Below are 18,015 nucleotides of genomic sequence, written 5' to 3'. Positions count from 1 at the left end.
GGCGTGCCTGGCCGCCCGTGCGGGCGCACGGCTTGCCGGCGCGCCCGATCACGCTGCCAACATGAACGACAAAGCCCTGCACGACTCTTCAACCGCCGACGTTGACCCGGCCGCGCTCGATGCGCTGCACACGTTCGTCGAGCGTCATCCGCGCCTGCTGGTGTTGACCGGCGCGGGCATCAGCACCGACTCCGGCATTCCCGGCTATCGCGACCGCAATGGCCAATGGATGCGCTCGCCGCCGATCCAGCTCCACGAATTCCTCGGCTCCGATGCCGCGCGGCGGCGCTACTGGGCGCGCAGCATGATCGGCTGGCCCGTCGTCGGCCGCGCGCAGCCGAACGGCTCGCACGTCGCGCTGGCGCGGCTCGGCGGCGCGGGGCGGATCGAGCGTCTCGTCACGCAGAACGTCGACGGCCTGCACCAGCGCGCGGGCAGCGGCGACGTGATCGAGCTGCATGGCGGCATCGACGGCGTCACGTGCCTCGGCTGCGGCGCGCATCATGCACGCGCGACGATCCAGGTCATGCTCGAGGCCGACAATCCCGATCTGCTGGGCGCGGAAGCCGAGCCGGCCGCGGATGGCGACGCGCACCTCGAATGGGCCGCGCTCGACACGTTCCGCATCCCGGCGTGCCCAGCGTGCGGCGGGCTGCTGAAGCCGGCGGTCGTGTTCTTCGGCGAAAACGTGCCGCGCGAGCGCGTGGCGCTCGCGTCGCAGGCGCTCGACGCGGCCGATGCGCTGCTCGTCGTCGGCTCGTCGCTGATGGTGTATTCCGGCTACCGTTTCTGCGTGTGGGCGCAGGCGCAGAACAAGCCGGTCGCCGCGCTCAATCTCGGCCATACGCGTGCCGATCCGATACTGACGCTGAAGGTCGAAGCGCGCTGCGCACCCGCGCTCGATGCGCTGACTGCGCGGCTGGGCCTCGCGGGCCACGCACCGGAGCAGGCATCGTGACCGGTCCGACATCTTCGCCCGATCCGTCCGAGCGGCTGTCGGCGCCGGCGGCCGAACGCAATCGCGGGCCGATCCTCGACGTGTTGCGCCGCGTGCTGCCGGCGAGCGGCCGCGTGCTCGAAATTGCGAGCGGCACGGGGCAGCACGCCGTCCACTTCGCGCAGGCGCTGCCGGGCCTGCACTGGCAGCCGAGCGATCCCGATGCGCAGGCGCGGCGCTCGATCGCCGCGTGGGTTGCCCATGCGGGCCTCGCCAACGTTGCCGGGCCGCTGGCGTTCGACGTGCGCGACGCGTCGTGGCCGGTCGACGCGCTCGATGCAATCGTCTGCATCAACATGATTCACATCTCGCCGTGGGCCTGCACCGACGCGCTGTTCGCGGGCGCGTCGCGCCTGCTGCGGCCGGGCGGCGTGCTGTTCCTGTACGGGCCGTACCGCCGCGAGGGCCGGCATACGGCGCCGTCGAACGAAGCGTTCGACCTGCAGTTGCGCAGCCGCGACCCGTCGTGGGGCGTGCGCGATCTCGAGACGGTCGTCGCGCTCGGCCTCGATCGCGGGCTCGACTGCATCGAGGTGGTCGAGATGCCGGCGAACAACCTGAGCGTCGTGTTCCGGCGGCTGCCGCACGCGGAGCAATGACACGGAAGCGCGCATCGCCGCCGGGTTTCCACTATCCTTTCGCCTGTGCGCGCGACCCGGCTCGGGTCGCGCCCCGTTTTTTCCGGAGAATTGACTAATGGGCAAACAAGCAATCGGTGTGATCGGGCTCGCGGTGATGGGCCGCAATCTCGCACTCAATATCGAGAGCCGCGGTTACGCGGTGTCGGTGTACAACCGCAGCCGCGAGAAAACCGACGAACTGATCGCCGAATTCCCCGGCCGCAATCTGGTGCCGACCTATACGCTCGAGGAGTTCGTCGCGTCGCTCGAAACGCCGCGCCGGATCCTGATGATGGTGAAGGCCGGCGAAGCGACCGATGCGACGATCGCTTCGCTCAAGCCGCTGCTCGAGAAGGGCGACGTGCTGATCGACGGCGGCAACACGCATTTCACCGACACGATCCGCCGTAACCAGGAGCTTGCGCAATCGGGCCTGCACTTCATCGGCACCGGCGTGTCGGGTGGCGAAGAGGGCGCGCTGCGCGGCCCGTCGATCATGCCCGGCGGCCAGCGTGACGCGTACGACCTCGTCGAGCCGATCCTCAAGCAGATCGCCGCGAAGGCGCCGTCGGACGGCGAGCCGTGCGTCGCGTACATGGGCCCGGACGGTGCGGGCCATTACGTGAAGATGGTCCACAACGGCATCGAGTACGGCGACATGCAGCTGATCGCCGAAAGCTATGCGGTGCTGAAGGACGTCGCGGGCCTGACCAACGACGAGCTCGGCGCGGTGTACACCGAGTGGAATCAGGGCGAGCTCGACAGCTACCTGATGGAGATCACGTCGAAGATCTTCGGCAAGAAGGACGAAGAGACCGGCAAGCACCTCGTCGACGTGATCCTCGATCGTGCCGCGCAGAAGGGCACCGGCAAGTGGACGAGCCAGAATGCGCTGGATCTCGGCGTGCCGCTGCCGCTGATCACCGAATCGGTGTTCGCGCGCGTGCTGTCGTCGCTGAAGACCGAGCGTGTCGCGGCCAGCAAGGTCTTGTCGGGCCCGGCGGCCGCGCCGTTCGACGGCGATCGCGCTGCGTTCGTCGAAGCGGTGCGCCGCGCGCTGTACCTGAGCAAGGTGATCTCGTACGCGCAGGGCTTCGCGCAACTGCGCACGGCGTCCGAAGAGTACGGCTGGAACCTCGATCTCGGGACGATCGCGAAGATCTTCCGCGCGGGCTGCATCATCCGCGCGCGCTTCCTGCAGAAGATCACCGACGCGTACGCGAAGGATTCGGCGCTCGCGAACCTGCTGCTCGATCCGTACTTCAAGGACATCGCCGCGAATTACCAGGCGTCGCTGCGCGACGTCGTGGTCGCCGCGGTGAAGGCCGGCGTGCCGGTACCGGCGTTCGCGTCGGCGGTCGCGTACTTCGACAGCTACCGCTCCGAGCGGCTGCCGGCGAACCTCGTGCAGGCGCAGCGAGATTTCTTCGGCGCGCACACGTTCGAGCGTACCGACAAGCCGGGCAGCTTCCACGCGAACTGGTCGTAACCGGCTGGCGGGGACAGCATTGTTGCGAAAATCTATTCTTTGAGTAGGGTTTTTCGATCCCGGATGCCGACATTGTTGGCTCCGGGGAAACAGTGTTTTCGTTGTTTCATGGTTTTCCCTAGGGGACGCCGGGACTAAACTCTGTTCCATCGCTGCAGACATGGTGTGTGCGGCGGAGCAAAAAAATCCCGGAGGTAATCATGAAATCGCTGATCGCAACGTTCGCCGCAGCTGCCGTCCTCGCCGTTCCCGCCGTCTCGTTCGCCCAACAGAATGCACCCGTCACCCGTGCACAGGTGAAGGCCGATCTGGTCGCCGTGCAACAGGCCGGCTACAAGCTGGGCAGCGACCGTACGAACTACCCGGAAGGCATCCAGGCTGCTGAAGCCCGCCTGAACCCGCAACAGAACGTCGCCGCTGCCGACACGACCGGCTACGGCGCCCAACCGGCTGCCGCACAAGAATCCGGTGCGCCGGCCAAGGCCAAGACCGGCTGGCAAGTCAAGCGTATCGCTGACGACGCCCCGATCTACAAGGGTCGTTAATGGTGCGGCCGCATCGGCGGCCTGATCCGACCCTGGAAGGTCAAACAGCCCGTCGTTCCGTCATGCGGAACGACGGGCTGTTTTCATTGGCGGCGCGTGTATCGCGCCAGCGGCCTGTTCAGTGCAGCGGGCGCCGGCCGCGCCCGATATCCCGGAACAGCGCTTCGGCCGGTTCCAGCACCTGCAGCCACGTTTCGTCGTAGCCGCTCAGCGTGTCGAGCGCATCGCGCAGCCGCTCGATCGCGAGGACCGGCAGCTCGACGCTATGGCGCGTGGCGCCGGTCATATGCGCGACGCTCGCCAGCTGGACGAGCGCATCGGCTGCCTCGGCGACATCGGTCGCGAACAGCAGGTGCCGGTTGAGCAATTCGACCAGGCCGCTGGAACCGGTGAAATCGTCGGCGTTGAGCTGCACGGAAAGAAACGTCGCGTTGTTCATTGTCATGCTCCTCGTTGTCGTTGGATCGCGCAGTGCATCACCGAGTATAGGTGGCGATCGAAGGGGAGAATGTGACGGGATCGATACGGCGGGCGAGGGCGGCGAGGCAGGCGGCGGATCCGCGACAGGCCCGCCCGGCGGCCCGCGCGGCGCGGCTTGCAGGCCGCCGGCACGCCGGTGCGGCGACGCAAGATTGTTGCCGGAGCGGGCACCTGACGCGGCCCTGACCGCGACAAATGGTATCTTTGCCGATTGGGACGACGCGAAAAAGGGGCCGGTGAGCCCGTTCGCGCCGACGTCCCACTGTGGAAACTGACGGCCGCGACAGCGGTCGGATAATGGTTGGTCCGGCCTTTCGGCCGGACATCGTGCGTCGCGCGCCGGGGGGCGGTGGGCGGCGCAGCGACGCAAATCCGGGAGGACCCTTGAGAGAAACTATTCCCATCCACGATGCGCTGACGCGCTGGCTGCCGCAGGCGGCGCTCGTTGCCGCGGCCATCGCGCTGACGGGCTGCACGATGACGCCGTGGACCGATAGCTGGCAGCCGGCGCGCCAGTCGGCACCGACGTCGGCCGCGACGCCGGGCGTGATCGCCGGCTATTACCGCGTGAACCCGGGCGATACGCTCGCGGGCATCGCGAATGCGTACGGGCAGCGCGTGCAGGACGTGGCCAGCTGGAACCACATGGCGCCGACCGATGCCGTGTATCCCGGCCAGGTGCTGCGCGTCGCGCCGCCGTCTGCCGCGACGTCGCTCGGGCAGCCGCCCGCGGCGGCCGCGCAGCCGGGCTCGCTCGCGTGGCCGGCCACCGGTGTCGTGGCGGCGCCGTTCGCGGCCGGCAAGACGCGCGGCGTCGTGATCGCCGCGTCCGGGCCCGACCATTCGGTGCGGGCCGCGGCGGCCGGGCGCGTGGTTTACGCCGGGTCCGGCGTCAAGGCCTACGGCCCGCTCGTGATCCTGAAGCATGAGAACGGGCTCATCACGGCCTACGGGCACAACGGCAAACTGCTCGTCAACGAAGGCGACGCGGTGCGCCAGGGCCAGCCGGTCGCCGAAATGGGCACCGACGCAAGCGGCCGTTCGACGTTCGAGTTCGAAGTCCGCCAGAACGGCAAGGTCGTCGATCCGATGAACTTCCTGCCGCGCAACGGCGGCTGACGATCCGCCTCACCCCGTGTGCGCCGGGCGGCGCACACGTTCCCGCCTTCATCCTTTCCTGAACGTTATCGCGCCGGACGCTCTCGCGTGATTGCCGAGCCAGCGAATGCCCAGTGCGAGCGCCACTGCGCCGATCGCAATCATCGAACACTGGATCGCGACCGGCAGGTAGCCGTGCGGCCGCGGATCGACGAACGGATAGGGATACCAGTTCTCCAGCGCGCCGCGCACGAGCGTATAGCCGAGATAGACGACCGGAAAGCCGAGCCACGCGACCGCGCTGCGCCACGGGATCGGCAAGCGCGGCTCCACGTACAGCCAGTCGCACAGCATGACGAGCGGCACGATCCGGTGCAGCACCCAGTTGTTGAACGCCGGCGTGACGTGGCGCAGCGCATCGAGCCGGGCGAGCAGGAGTTCGTAGACGATCGCGGTGATCAGGACGTACAGCACCGCGGCGCCGCGCATCGATTCGTAGCGGGCCGAGCCGGGGCGCGCGATGCGCCAGAGCCCGGCGGCGAGCATCACGGCCGCATAGAGGCTGCTCAGTTGCGTGAAGTAGCTGAGGTAGTTGCCGAGATGGAAGCCCGGCAGGTGCCAGTAGTCGGCGACGCTGTGCAGCGTGGTGGATACCGCGAGCAACGCGGCGGTCAGCCGATAGGCCGCAACGAAGAACGCCTTGCTCATGATGCCCGCGTGCCGTCGCACCAAAGCTCCATCGTGCCACAGCCGTCCGGGCGCGCGATGCGGATTTTCCATATGGCGCGCCGCGCGGCGCACGTTGACGATTCGTCGGATATTTGCGCGAGTCGTGCAAAACCGGGCGCACGTGCGGCTACAATCGGGGCAGCTTTGCCGGGCGCAGGCCGGTTGCCGCCTGCCCCCATCCCCGCATACAACACGAGACGAAGCATGAGAAACATCCTCGCGAAACAGACGCGCTACAGCTCGCCCGCGATCTTCTTCCACTGGGCCGTCTTCCTGCTGGTGGCGCTGGCCTACCTGGCCATCGAGATCCGCGGGCCGAAAGGCAGCGACAGCCGGGTGTTCTGGATGAACGTGCATCTCACCGCGGGCACGCTCGTGCTCGTGCTGTCGGTGTTGCGCGTGCTGTGGCGAGCCGTCAGCCGCGTGCCGGAGGCCATTCCGCAAGCGGCGCTGCTGCGCTGGCTGTCGAAGCTCGCACATGTCGCGCTCTACGTATTCATCATCGCGCAGCCGCTGCTCGGGATCATGATGATCAACCTGGGCGGCAAGCCGGTGTCGCTCGACTGGCTCGGCCTGTCGTTCACGCTGTTCGGCCCCGACAAGGCGCTGCGGCCGACGATCAAGGAAGCGCACGAGCTGATTGGCAACGCGTTCTACTTCGTGATCGGCCTGCACGCGCTGGCCGCGCTCTATCATCATTTCATCCGACGCGACGACGTGCTGCGGCGCATGGCGCCCTGAACGACACGCTCCGGAAGCATGCAGCAGGCGGGGGCGCATGGTTGTGTTGACAACCATGCGCCCCCGGTTCGTTTGCCGTCATCCGCGCTGGTCATCACGTTAAACATTCTGTAACATCTCGGCTGTTTTTACATTCCGCTTACTCGTTGCCGAGCATGCTGCCCCGACATCGTCACCTGACCGCCTGGCTTGGCGTGCTCGCGATCTGGTTCGCGATCGCGGCGCCGCTGGTGTCGCAGTGGCGCGTCGCGCAGGCGGCCACGCCTGACGCGATCGTCTGCAGTACAGAGCATGGCGCGCATCAGTCATCCGATGCGGGCCGCATGCACGATCATGCGTTGCATCTCGATGCGTGCGGCTACTGCGGCTTCTTCGCGCACAGCCCCGCGATCGGCGGGCCTGCCGCCGCGGCACTCGCTTCCGTTCCCGCCGTTTCTGTTTCCGCCGTCGCGCTGCCTGCCATCGCGGCGCACGCCGACCGCTATCCGCGCGCGTATCCACGCGCACCGCCCGAGCGCGCCTGACGCGCTGTTTCCGTTCTTTTCACCGCCGATATCCGTGCGGCCCGTCGAGGCCGCGTGGAGGGCGTCACTCGGGCTTTCGATCATGACCATTTTCCAGTTGCGTGCGCCGCGGGCGTCACGCAATGCCTGTGCGCGGCGCATGCCGCGCGTGCTGAAACTCACCGTTCCCGCGCTCGCTGTCGGCGCATTGGCCGCGAGCGCCGCGGCTGCCGAAACGGCGCGCGCACCCGGCACGCCGACCGACGATACGGCCGCGCCGCTGCCGGCCATCGAAGTCGTCGCATCGCCGCTGAGGACGCCGCTCGTCGTCGTCACGGATCCGAAGACCCCACGCCAGCCGCTGCCCGCCAGCGACGGCGCGGATTACCTGAAAACGATCCCCGGCTTCACGTCGATCCGCAGCGGCGGCACCAACGGCGACCTCGTGCTGCGCGGGATGTTCGGCTCGCGGCTGAACATCCTGGCGAACGGGATGTCGACGCTTGGCGCATGTCCAGGCCGGATGGATGCGCCGACGTCGTATATCGCACCGGAAAGCTATGACAAGGTCACGGTCGTGAAGGGGCCGCAGACCGTGCTGTACGGTCCCGGCGCATCGGCCGGCACCGTGATGTTCGAGCGCGTGACGCCGCGCTTCGACAAGCCCGGCATGCGCTTCGACGGCAGCCTGGTCGGCGGGTCGTTCGGCCGCAACGACCAGAACATCGACGTGACGGCCGGCACGCCGGACGTCTATGGCCGCGTGACCGCGAATCATGCCCATTCGCAGGACTACAAGGACGGTAACGGCAACACCGTGCCGTCGCAGTGGGACAAGTGGAACGCCGATGCGGCGCTGGGCTGGACGCCGGACGACCATACGCGCGTCGAGCTGACCGCCGGCACCGGCGACGGCTATGCGCGCTACGCGGGGCGCGGGATGGACGGCGCGCATTTCCGCCGCGAGACGTTCGGGCTGTCGTTCGACAAGAAGCATCTCGGCGACGTGCTCGACCGGATCGAGGCGCGCGTGTATTACAACGAAGCCGATCACGTGATGGACAACTACACGTTGCGGCAACCGGACCCGACCAGCAGCATGCCGATGCGGATGGCGTCGGAAGTGCGGCGTCGCACGTTCGGCGCGCGCGCGGCCGCGACGTTCCGTTTCGCCGACGACTTCAAGCTCGTGACGGGCGTCGATGCGCAATCGAACCGGCTCGACTCGCGCTCGGCGATGGGGCGGCAGAACTACGGCGACAAGCCGTGGGATGCGCAGGCGACGATGTGGAACGCGGGCGTGTTCGGCGAACTGACGTGGTACGCGAGCGACGTGTCGCGCGTGATCGGCGGCGCGCGCGTCGACTATGCGAGCGCACGCGACAAGCGCGCGACGACGAGCGGCATGATGATGAGCAAGCCGAACCCGACCTTCGACGACGATCGCTCGCGCGTGCTGCCGAGCGGCTTCGTGCGCTACGAGCGCGATCTCGCGTCGCTGCCCGTCACGTGGTACGCCGGGATCGGCCATACGGAGCGCTATCCCGACTACTGGGAGTTGTTCTCCGCGAAGCGCGGGCCGGCCGGTTCGATCAACGCGTTTTCGGCGGTGCAGCCGGAAAAGACCACGCAGCTCGACATCGGGGCGCAATACAAGAGTGACCGGCTCGATGCATGGGTGTCGGCCTACGCCGGCTACGTGCAGGACTTCATCCTGTTCAACTACGCGGCCGGCATGATGGGCCCGACCACGCAGGCGACCAACGTCAATGCGCAGATCATGGGCGGCGAAGCAGGCGTGTCGTGGAAACCGGTTGCGCCGTTGCGCGTCGACACGTCGCTCGCGTATGCGTGGGGGCGTAACGTGGCAACGGGCGATCCGCTGCCGCAGATGCCGCCGCTCGAGGCGCGCATCGGGCTCGAATACACGCGTGGCGCGTGGTCGGCGGGTGGCTTGTGGCGCATCGTTGCGCCGCAGCATCGCTATGCACTGAATGAGGGCAACGTGGTCGGCAAGGACTTCGGCCCGAGCGCCGGATTCGGTGTGCTCTCGCTGCATACGCAGTACAACGTCAGCAAGACCGTGCAGATCTCGGTCGGCGTCGACAACGTGCTGAACAAGGCCTACACCGAGCATCTGAACCTCGCCGGCAACGCGGGCTTCGGCTATCCGGCGAACGCGCCGGTGATGGAGCCGGGCCGGACCGCATGGCTGCGTGTGAGCGCGAAGCTGTGACGCATTGCGCGTGTGCGCCGCAGCATGCGCGCGCAGGAACGCGGCCCCGCCTGAACGGGCGGGGCGCGTCAACCGATTAGAGAACCGTATCTAGTCGGGGCGCAAACGTTCGCGACTCGTGATTCACTCCCGCATTCGACGCACACGGTACGCGCGACGTTCGCGACGCATCGTGCGCGTCGATCCGGCTTCATTCGCACCGGCAGCACAATAATCAGGAGAACATGCATGGCCAGAACGATGCGTTCCAGGGTGGTGGCAGGGGCAGTGGCATGCGCGATGAGCATCGCGCCGTTCGCGGGGACGACGGCAGTGATGACGCTCGCGACGACGCACGCGGCGATGGCGGCGACCGCGCCCGCCGACGGCTACGCGGCGACGCGTTATCCGATCGTCCTCGTGCACGGGCTCTCGGGTACCGACAAGTACGCCGGCGTGCTCGAGTATTGGTACGGCATTCAGGAAGACCTGCAACAGAACGGTGCGACCGTCTACGTCGCGAACCTGTCGGGTTTCCAGAGCGACGACGGCCCGAACGGGCGCGGCGAACAGTTGCTCGCTTACGTGAAGACGGTGCTCGCCGCGACGGGTGCGACCAAGGTCAATCTCGTCGGCCACAGCCAGGGCGGCCTTACGTCGCGCTATGTCGCGGCCGTCGCCCCCGATCTCGTCGCGTCGGTGACGACGATCGGCACGCCGCATCGCGGCTCCGAGTTCGCGGACTTCGTGCAGAACGTGCTCGCATACGATCCGACCGGGCTGTCGTCATCGGTGATCGCGGCATTCGTCAATGTATTCGGGATCCTGACGAGCAGCAGCCACAACACGAACCAGGACGCGCTCGCCGCCCTGCAGACGCTGACGACCGCACGCGCGGCCACGTACAACCAGAACTATCCGAGTGCGGGCCTGGGGGCGCCGGGCAGTTGCCAGACCGGCGCATCGACGGAAACCGTCGGCGGCAACACGCACCTGCTGTATTCGTGGGCCGGCACGGCGATCCAGCCGACGCTCTCCGTGTTCGGCGTCACGGGTGCCGCGGACACGAGCACCGTCCCGCTCGTCGATCCGGCGAACGCGCTCGATCCGTCGACGCTCGCACTGTTCGGCACGGGCACGGTGATGATCAACCGCGGTTCCGGGCAGAACGACGGGCTCGTGTCGAAGTGCAGTGCGCTGTACGGCAAGGTGCTGAGCACGAGCTACAAGTGGAACCACCTCGACGAGATCAACCAGCTGCTCGGCGTGCGCGGCGCGTATGCGGAAGATCCGGTCGCGGTGATCCGCACGCATGCGAACCGGCTGAAGCTGGCGGGCGTGTAATCGATGACGGTACGTGAAGGACGCGCGCCGCTGGCGCGGCGCGCCATGATCTATGGTGTCGTGGGGCTGGCGGCGATCGCCGGCGTCGCGATGTGGAGCGGCGCGGGCTGGCACCGCGGAGCGGGCACGGCTGGCGAATCGCCGGATGCGCAGGCGGCAGGCGGATTGACTGCCGCACCGCCGCAGGCCGCCGTGCCGACAAGCGCGGGCCTGCCGCCGTCACTCGCCGGCTCCAGCGCGCCCCGGTTGCCGCTCGATGCCGGCGGCCATCTCGCGAAGTCGCGTGCGGTGCGCGATTTCTTCGACTACTGCCTGACCGCGCAGAGCGACCTGAGCGCGGCCGCGCTCGATGCGTTCGTCGCGCGCGAGATTGCCGCGCAGCTCGACGGCACCGCTGCGCAGGCCGAGGCGCTCGACGTGTGGCACCGGTATCGCGCGTATCTCGACGCACTCGCGAAACTGCGCGATGCCGGCGCGGTCGAGAAGTCCGACCTGGGGGCGCTGCAGCTCGCGCTCGACCAGCGTGCGTCCATTGCGTATCGCACGCTCGGCGACTGGAGCCAGCCGTTCTTCGGTGCGGAGCAGTGGCGGCAGCGCTACGACCTCGCGCGGCTGAAGATCGCACAGGATCCCACGCTGACGGAGGCGCAGAAGGCCGAACGACTTGCTGCGCTCGAACAGCAGATGCCGGCCGACGAACGCGCTGCGCAACACCGCATCGACCAGCAGCGCGCGGCGATCGACCAGATCGCGCAATTGCAGAAGAGCGGGGCGACACCCGATGCGATGCGCGCGCAACTGACGCAGACGCTCGGCCCCGAGGCGGCCGCGCGCGTCGCGCAGATGCAGCAGGACGACGCATCGTGGCAGAGCCGCTACGCGGACTATGCGGCGCAGCGTGCGCAGATCGAGTCGGCGGGCCTGTCGCCGCAGGATCGCGACGCGCAGATCGCTGCACTGCGGCAGCGCGTGTTCACGAAGCCCGGCGAAGCGGTGCGTGCGGCCTCGCTCGATCGCGGGGCGGGCAGCGCGCGGTAATGTGGGTAACGCGGGCGGCGCGGCGCAGGGTCGCCGCTATGCCGCGCGCGTGAGGTCCCGCGGCAGGTGTTGCTCGAGGGTATTCGCGAGCGTGTCGAATGCGGGCCCGATGCCTTCGTGCGCAACGCACGCATAGCCGAGCAGCAGGCCGCGCCGCGCGGTGTCGAGGCTGCTGTAGTAGCTGGTGAGCGGGCGCACGATCACGCCCGCATCGAACGCGCTCTGCGTGACCGCGCGATCGTCGCAGGCGTCGGGCAGGCCGAGCACGAGATGCAGGCCGGCCTCGTCGCCCATCACGGGCAGCGCGTCGCCGAAGCGCGCGCGGATCGCGTCGATCATCAGTTGCCGGCGTTCGCCGTACAGCGTGCGCATCCGCCTGACGTGCGAAGTCAGGTGGCCGTCCATGATGAATTCGGCGAGCACGGCCTGCTGCATCAGCTGGCCTTCGCGATACAGCTCCGACAACCCCGTGCGGAACGTGTCGACCAGATGCTCGGGGACGACCATGTAGCCCATCCGCAGCCCCGGGAACAGCATCTTGCCGAGGCTGCCGACGTAGATCACGCGGCCGCCGTCGTCGAGCCCCTGCAGCGACGCGAGCGGGCGGCTGCCATAGCGGAATTCGCTGTCGTAGTCGTCCTCGATGATCCAGCAGCGGTGCTGGCGCGCGTACTCGAGCAGCATCCGGCGCCGCGCGAGGCTCATCACCATCCCGAGCGGGTACTGATGCGACGGCGTGACCAGCACGAGTCGTGGCGGATGCTGCATGTCGCGCGCGCGCGGGTCGAGCCCTTCCTGGTCGACCGGCACCGGCGTCAGGGTGAGGCCGGCTGCCTGCAGGACGCTGCGCACGCCCCAGTAGCACGGCTCCTCGACCCATGCGCGATCGCCGATGTCGGACAGCAGCCGCACCGCGAGATCGATCGACTGGTGGATGCCCGTCGTGATGATCACCTGGTCCGGCGAGCATTTGACCGAGCGCGCGACGCGCAGGTAATCGGCGAGCGCGCGCCGCAACGGCCGGTAGCCGCCGCCCGGCGCATAGGTCAGCAGCTCGGGGTTCGCTTCCTTCCACAGCCGCGCCTGCAGGCGGCTCCATGTCCGGCTCGGGAATTCCGACACGTCCGGCACGCCCGGCATGAACGCGCCCCATTGGCGTCGCGACACCCCCGCGTGCTCGATCAGTTGCCGGCCGCGCGCCGACAGGCTGCCCTGCGCGTCGGGCTGCGGCGGTTCGTCGGCGGCTGACGGCGGCGGTGCGGCGCCCGGCACGTGGATCGCGGCGGCGTCCGGTCGCGTGTCGGCCACATAGGTGCCGCTGCCGGTCGTCGTCAGCACGTAGCCTTCGGCCGTCAGCTGGTCGTACACGTGCAGCACGGTATTGCGCGCGATCGACAGGTCGGCCGCGAGCGTGCGCGAACTCGGCAGTTTGGTGCCTGGCCCCAATTCACCGGTCAGGATGGCCTGCTGCATCAACTGCAGCAACTGGCGGTACATCGGCTCGGGCGAACTACGGTCGAGGCGGGCGGAGAGCCAGTCGGCGACGATCACTGTGTCCAAAGTGGTCCCACGCGGAATATTGAAATGGTTCCCTATTGTAGAACCGTGCGCGCCGTATAGTGGTTCGCATCTCAAAATCAATTGTCGCGAAGCAAGGGGACAGCCACGATGAAGTCCGATGATGTGATCGTCAGCTTTCGCGGCGTGCGGAAGACCTACGACGGCGAGACGCTGGTCGTCAAATCGCTCGACCTCGATATCCACCGCGGGGAATTCCTGACGCTGCTCGGGCCGTCGGGCTCGGGCAAGACGACCTGCCTGATGATGCTCGCCGGCTTCGAATTTCCGACCGGCGGCGAGATCCGTCTCGACGGCGAGCTGCTGAACAACGTGCCGCCGCACAAGCGCAACATCGGCATGGTGTTCCAGAACTACGCGCTGTTTCCACACCTGACGGTCGAGCAGAACGTCGCGTATCCGCTGACCGTGCGCAAGCTGCCGGCGGCCGAGCGCGCGGAACGCGTCGCGCATGCGCTGAAGATGGTGCAGATGGAGCGCTTCGCGAAACGCTACCCGGCGCAGCTGTCGGGCGGCCAGCAGCAGCGCATCGCGCTGGCGCGTGCGCTCGTGTTCGAACCGAAGCTGGTGCTGATGGACGAGCCGCTCGGCGCGCTCGACAAGCAGCTGCGCGAACACATGCAGTACGAACTGAAGGCGCTGCACGAAAAGCTCGGCGTGACCTTCGTGTACGTGACGCATGACCAGGGCGAGGCGCTGACGATGTCCGATCGGGTCGCCGTGTTCGACAAGGGCATCGTGCAGCAGCTCGACACCGTCGACCGCCTGTACGAATCGCCGTGCAACGAGTTCGTCGCGAACTTCATCGGCGACAGCAACCGGCTGCGCGGCACCATCGCGCGCGTCGACGGCGAATTCTGCGAATTCCGGCTCGACGACGGCACGAAGCTCGTCGGCCGCCGCATCGGCGACGCGGCCGAGGGCGCGCCGGCCGTCGCGTGCATTCGCCCCGAACGCATGAGCCTCGCCGCGCACGGCGCGAACGGGCAGGCGAACGGTTCGGCCGCCAACCGGCTGAGCGGCGAGGCGCGCAGCCTCATCTATTTCGGCGATCACGTGCGCATGCGCTGCGCGCTGCCGGGCCAGGACGAATGCTTCGTGAAGGTACCGCTCGGCACCGGCGCGCTCGACGCGTTCTCGCCCGGCGTACCGGTCGCGCTCGCGTTCGCACCCGAACACCTGCGCGTGTTCGCGTGAGCAGGGTTTCCCCGATTTTCCGTAGCACGTCGTCAACAACAACTGCCCACTTCCACCACGAGAGGAGAGGAACCACCATGAACCGAGCAAGCTTTACCGCGCGTCGTACCGCGCTGGCACTGGCGCTCGCCGTCGTCGGCGCATCGGCAACGGCCGCCGAACTCACGGTCGTCAACTTCGGCGGCGCGAACGGCGACGCGCAGAAGGCCGCGTTCAACCAGCCGTTCGAGAAGGCGACCGGCAACAAGGTCACGGCCGTCGAATACAACGGCGAGCAGGCGAAAGTGAAGGCGATGGTCGAGGCGAAGCACGTCAACTGGGACGTGGTCGAAGTCGAATCGGGCGACCTGAATCGCGGCTGCGACGAAGGGCTGTACGAGAAGCTCGACTGGTCGAAGATCGCGAAGAAGTCCGACCTGATTCCGGAATCGCCGCAGGTATGCGGCGTCGGCTTCTTCGTGTGGTCGACGGCGCTGTCGTACAACGCGGACAAGCTGAAGTCGGCGCCGACCGGCTGGGCCGATTTCTGGAACGTGAAGAAATTCCCCGGCAAGCGCGGCATGCGCAAGGGCGCACGCTATAACCTCGAATTCGCGCTGATGGCCGACGGCGTCGCGCCGAAGGACGTCTACAAGGTGCTGGGCACGAAGGCCGGCCAGGACCGCGCGTTCAAGAAGCTCGACGAGCTGAAGCCGAACATCCAGTGGTGGGAAGCGGGCGCGCAGCCGCCGCAGTTCCTCGTCGCCGGCGACGTCGTGATGTCGACCGCGTACAACGGCCGCATCGACGCCGCGCAGAAGGAAGGCAAGAACCTGAAGGTCGTGTGGAACGGCAGCATCTACGACCTCGACTACTGGGCGATTCCGAAGGGCTCGCCGAACAAGGCGCTGGCCGAGCAGTACATCGCGTACACGCTGACGCCGAAGCCGCAGCAGGGCTATGCGCAGCACATCGCGTACGGCCCGGCGAACATCGCGGCGATCAAGTCGCTCGACGCGAAGACGCTCGCGAACCTGCCGAACTCGCCGGCCAACGGCAAGAGCGCGGTGCTGGAAGACATCGGCTTCTGGACCGATCACAGCGACGAGCTCGAGCAGCGTTTCGCCGCATGGGCGACCAAGTAACCGGTCAGGTGTCCTGATGCAACCGGCCGCGCGGCACGTCGATCGTGTCGCGCGGCCTTCCGCTGGATCATGCCCGGCCGGAGAGAACCGTTGAATACGATGACGATCGCGCCTTCCTCGCCGTCGGCGGCCGCGCTCAAGCGCGAGCTGAAGGCCGCCGAAGCCCGCAAGCGCACGATGGCGCTGCTGCTGGTCGCGCCGCTCGCGATTTTCCTGCTGCTGATTTTCGTCGTGCCGATCGGCACGCTGCTCACGCGCGCGGTGCAGAACCCGGAGATCGCGACCGCGTTGCCGAACACGGTCGCCGCGCTGTCGGGCTGGGACCGCAAGGCGCCGCCGGCCGACGCCGCGTATGTCGCGCTTGCGGCCGACATGACGAAGGTGGCCGACAGCGAGGCGATGGGTGCGCTCGCACGACGCCTGAACACCGAGATTCCCGGCTATCGCTCGCTCGTCGCGAAGACGGCGCGCGCGATGCCGCTGAAGGGCGACAATGACGCGGCGCTGACGCCCGCACAGACGCGCGAGAAAATCGTCGAGCTCGACGCGCGTTGGGGCGACGTCGCGTACTGGCAGTCGATCGCGAAGAACGGCAGCCAGGTGTCGCCGTTCTACCTGCTCGCCGCGCTCGACCACAAGCAGGACGGCTTCGGCCACGTCGTGCAGGCCGATCCCGATCAGTCGATCTATCTCGCGATCTTCGGCCGCACGTTCGTGATCGGCGTTGCCGTCACGCTGTTCGCGCTGCTGCTCGGCTATCCGCTCGCGTACTGGATCTCGACGCTGTCGGAGCGTCGCGCGAACCTCGTGATGATCCTCGTGCTGATTCCGTTCTGGACGTCGGTGCTCGTGCGGGTCGCCGCGTGGATCGTGCTGCTGCAGAGCGAAGGGCTCATCAACACCGCGCTCATTGGCAGCGGGCTGATCTCGCATCCGCTGACGCTGCTGTTCAACCGCGTCGGCGTGTATATCTCGATGACGCACATCCTGCTGCCGTTCATGATCCTGCCGCTGTACAGCGTGATGAAGTCGATCCCGCCGACCTACCAGCGCGCGGCCGTGTCGCTCGGCAGCCACCCGTTCGCCGCGTTCTGGCGCGTGTACGTGCCGCAGACTTATCCGGGCGTCGGCGCGGGCGCGCTGCTCGTGTTCATCCTCGCGATCGGCTACTACATCACGCCGGCGCTGCTCGGCGGGCCGAACGACCAGATGGTCAGCTACTACGTCGCGTACTTCACGAACGTGACGATCAACTGGGGCATGGCGTGCGCGCTCGGCGGGCTGCTGCTCGCGGCGACGCTCGTGCTGTACGCGGTGTACGGGCGCTTCACGCGCACCAACGTGAGCCTCGGCTGAGCGCCGCGCACAACGAAACGGGAAGGGGAATCCGACCATGAAACTCGCCAGGCCGCTGTTCGCGCCGCACATGTCGTTCGTCGAGCGCGCGTGGTACGTCGCGCTGCGCGTGCTCGTCGTGCTGACGCTGCTGTACCTGATCCTGCCGGTGCTCGCGATCGTGCCGCTGTCGTTCTCGTCGAGCACGTTCCTCGTCTATCCGATCCCGGGATTCTCGATGCGCTGGTACGAGAACCTGATCGCGTCGGACGAGTGGCGGATGGCCGCGAAGAACAGCTTCATCGTTGCGCCGTCGGCGACCGTCGTCGCGACCGTGCTCGGCACGCTCGCCGCGATCGGTCTCACGAAGGCCGACTTCCGCGGCAAGGGGCTGCTGATGGCCGTGCTGCTGTCGCCGATGATCGTGCCGGTCGTCGTGGTCGGCGTGGGCATGTACCTGTTCTTCGCGCCGCTCGGGCTCGCGAACACCTACACGGGGCTGATCGCCGCGCACGCGGCGCTCGGCGTGCCGTTCGTCGTGACGACGGTTGCCGCGACGCTGCAGGGCTTCAACCAGAACCTCGTGCGCGCCAGCCTGTCGCTGGGTGCGAATCCGGTGTCGACGTTCTTCCGCGTGACGCTGCCGGTCATTGCGCCGGGCGTGATGTCGGGCGCATTGTTTGCGTTCGCGACGTCGTTCGACGAAGTCGTCGTCACGCTGTTCCTCGCGGGCGCGGACCAGACGACGTTGCCGCGCCAGATGTTCACGGGGATCCGCGAGAACATCAGCCCGACGATCGCTGCGCTCGCAACGATCCTGATCATCTTCTCGACGAGCCTGTTGCTGGCGCTCGAATGGCTGCGCGGACGCAATGCGCGGCGCGCGGTGAGCTGACCCGGCGCCGTCGGGTCTGCGTGCTGCGCCTGCGTTGCCGCGCGTCCTGCGCGGCAACGTGCTTTCTTTCATTTCGCTGACTGACGA

At 67.7% G+C, this 18,015-nt stretch carries 17 protein-coding genes; 14 read left to right on the top strand and 3 right to left on the bottom strand.

Annotated features, from left to right (window positions below):
• Nucleotides 1-61: 61 nt before the first annotated feature.
• The 4 genes from ACN8ZM_RS25430 (at nt 62) to ACN8ZM_RS25415 (ending at nt 3,651) form a co-directional block, all read left to right on the top strand.
• Nucleotides 62-958, top strand: coding sequence for an NAD-dependent protein deacetylase (locus ACN8ZM_RS25430; RefSeq protein ID WP_175023026.1), 897 nt, complete (start codon nt 62-64; stop codon nt 956-958).
• Nucleotides 955-1,596, top strand: a complete 642-nt coding sequence (locus ACN8ZM_RS25425; protein ID WP_420211088.1) for a DUF938 domain-containing protein — start codon at nt 955-957, stop codon at nt 1,594-1,596. The genes ACN8ZM_RS25430 and ACN8ZM_RS25425 overlap by 4 nt, the downstream gene beginning before the upstream one ends.
• Before the next feature lie 97 nt (nt 1,597-1,693).
• Nucleotides 1,694-3,106, top strand: coding sequence for an NADP-dependent phosphogluconate dehydrogenase (gndA, locus tag ACN8ZM_RS25420; RefSeq protein ID WP_043177729.1), 1,413 nt, complete (start codon nt 1,694-1,696; stop codon nt 3,104-3,106).
• A gap of 200 nt (nt 3,107-3,306) precedes the next feature.
• Nucleotides 3,307-3,651, top strand: a complete 345-nt coding sequence (locus tag ACN8ZM_RS25415) for a DUF4148 domain-containing protein (RefSeq protein ID WP_043177725.1) — start codon at nt 3,307-3,309, stop codon at nt 3,649-3,651.
• 118 nt (nt 3,652-3,769) lie between these two features.
• Here the strand turns inward: ACN8ZM_RS25415 and ACN8ZM_RS25410 are convergent, their stop codons facing one another.
• Nucleotides 3,770-4,090, bottom strand: a complete 321-nt coding sequence (locus ACN8ZM_RS25410) for a hypothetical protein (protein ID WP_043177723.1) — start codon at nt 4,088-4,090, stop codon at nt 3,770-3,772.
• A gap of 425 nt (nt 4,091-4,515) precedes the next feature.
• Between ACN8ZM_RS25410 and ACN8ZM_RS25405 the strand changes: the two genes are divergently transcribed.
• Entirely contained in the window at nt 4,516-5,250 is a 735-nt protein-coding gene (locus tag ACN8ZM_RS25405; RefSeq protein WP_043177721.1) for a peptidoglycan DD-metalloendopeptidase family protein, read from the top strand.
• Between the two features lie 48 nt (nt 5,251-5,298).
• On the opposite strand, the gene ACN8ZM_RS25400 is transcribed toward ACN8ZM_RS25405, so the two are convergent.
• Nucleotides 5,299-5,937 (bottom strand): Pr6Pr family membrane protein, encoded by a 639-nt coding sequence (locus ACN8ZM_RS25400; protein ID WP_043179140.1) that lies wholly within the window; start codon nt 5,935-5,937, stop codon nt 5,299-5,301.
• 225 nt (nt 5,938-6,162) lie between these two features.
• On the opposite strand from ACN8ZM_RS25400, the gene ACN8ZM_RS25395 reads away from it, so the two are divergent.
• From ACN8ZM_RS25395 to ACN8ZM_RS25375, 5 genes are all read left to right on the top strand, one after another.
• The gene (locus tag ACN8ZM_RS25395; RefSeq protein WP_089453395.1) at nt 6,163-6,699 is read left to right on the top strand and encodes a cytochrome b; all 537 of its coding nucleotides are present in this window, start codon (nt 6,163-6,165) and stop codon (nt 6,697-6,699) included.
• A 155-nt stretch (nt 6,700-6,854) separates the two neighbouring features.
• Nucleotides 6,855-7,223, top strand: coding sequence for a DUF2946 domain-containing protein (locus ACN8ZM_RS25390; protein WP_420211087.1), 369 nt, complete (start codon nt 6,855-6,857; stop codon nt 7,221-7,223).
• Between the two features lie 82 nt (nt 7,224-7,305).
• A complete protein-coding gene (locus ACN8ZM_RS25385; RefSeq protein WP_420211086.1) occupies nt 7,306-9,438 on the top strand; it encodes a TonB-dependent copper receptor in 2,133 nt (710 codons plus the stop codon).
• Nucleotides 9,439-9,666: 228 nt separating this feature from the next.
• Nucleotides 9,667-10,761: an esterase/lipase family protein gene (locus ACN8ZM_RS25380; RefSeq protein WP_420211085.1), complete on the top strand. Its 1,095-nt coding sequence runs from the start codon at nt 9,667-9,669 to the stop codon at nt 10,759-10,761.
• Between the two features lie 3 nt (nt 10,762-10,764).
• A complete protein-coding gene (locus ACN8ZM_RS25375) occupies nt 10,765-11,799 on the top strand; it encodes a lipase secretion chaperone (protein WP_205822962.1) in 1,035 nt (344 codons plus the stop codon).
• A 36-nt stretch (nt 11,800-11,835) separates the two neighbouring features.
• Here ACN8ZM_RS25375 and ACN8ZM_RS25370 read toward each other — a convergent pair whose 3' ends face one another.
• Nucleotides 11,836-13,359 carry a PLP-dependent aminotransferase family protein gene (locus tag ACN8ZM_RS25370; RefSeq protein ID WP_205822960.1) on the bottom strand — a complete coding sequence of 508 codons (1,524 nt, stop codon included), beginning with the start codon at nt 13,357-13,359 and terminating at the stop codon, nt 11,836-11,838.
• 108 nt (nt 13,360-13,467) lie between these two features.
• Between ACN8ZM_RS25370 and ACN8ZM_RS25365 the strand changes: the two genes are divergently transcribed.
• The 4 genes from ACN8ZM_RS25365 (at nt 13,468) to ACN8ZM_RS25350 (ending at nt 17,928) form a co-directional block, all read left to right on the top strand.
• On the top strand, nt 13,468-14,574 hold the full coding sequence (locus ACN8ZM_RS25365) for an ABC transporter ATP-binding protein (RefSeq protein ID WP_043177706.1): 1,107 nt from the start codon (nt 13,468-13,470) through the stop codon (nt 14,572-14,574).
• A gap of 77 nt (nt 14,575-14,651) precedes the next feature.
• Complete coding sequence (locus ACN8ZM_RS25360) at nt 14,652-15,698, top strand: ABC transporter substrate-binding protein (protein WP_043177703.1); 1,047 nt, start codon at nt 14,652-14,654, stop codon at nt 15,696-15,698.
• A gap of 99 nt (nt 15,699-15,797) precedes the next feature.
• On the top strand, nt 15,798-17,054 hold the full coding sequence (locus ACN8ZM_RS25355) for an ABC transporter permease (protein WP_205822970.1): 1,257 nt from the start codon (nt 15,798-15,800) through the stop codon (nt 17,052-17,054).
• A gap of 37 nt (nt 17,055-17,091) precedes the next feature.
• The gene (locus ACN8ZM_RS25350; RefSeq protein WP_027791109.1) at nt 17,092-17,928 is read left to right on the top strand and encodes an ABC transporter permease; all 837 of its coding nucleotides are present in this window, start codon (nt 17,092-17,094) and stop codon (nt 17,926-17,928) included.
• The last annotated feature ends 87 nt before the right edge of the window (nt 17,929-18,015 follow it).

Origin of the sequence: Burkholderia aenigmatica (genome assembly GCF_048627025.1) — a bacterium.
GTDB lineage: Bacteria > Pseudomonadota > Gammaproteobacteria > Burkholderiales > Burkholderiaceae > Burkholderia > Burkholderia aenigmatica.
This window is presented reverse-complemented; position numbering and strand designations above follow the sequence as displayed.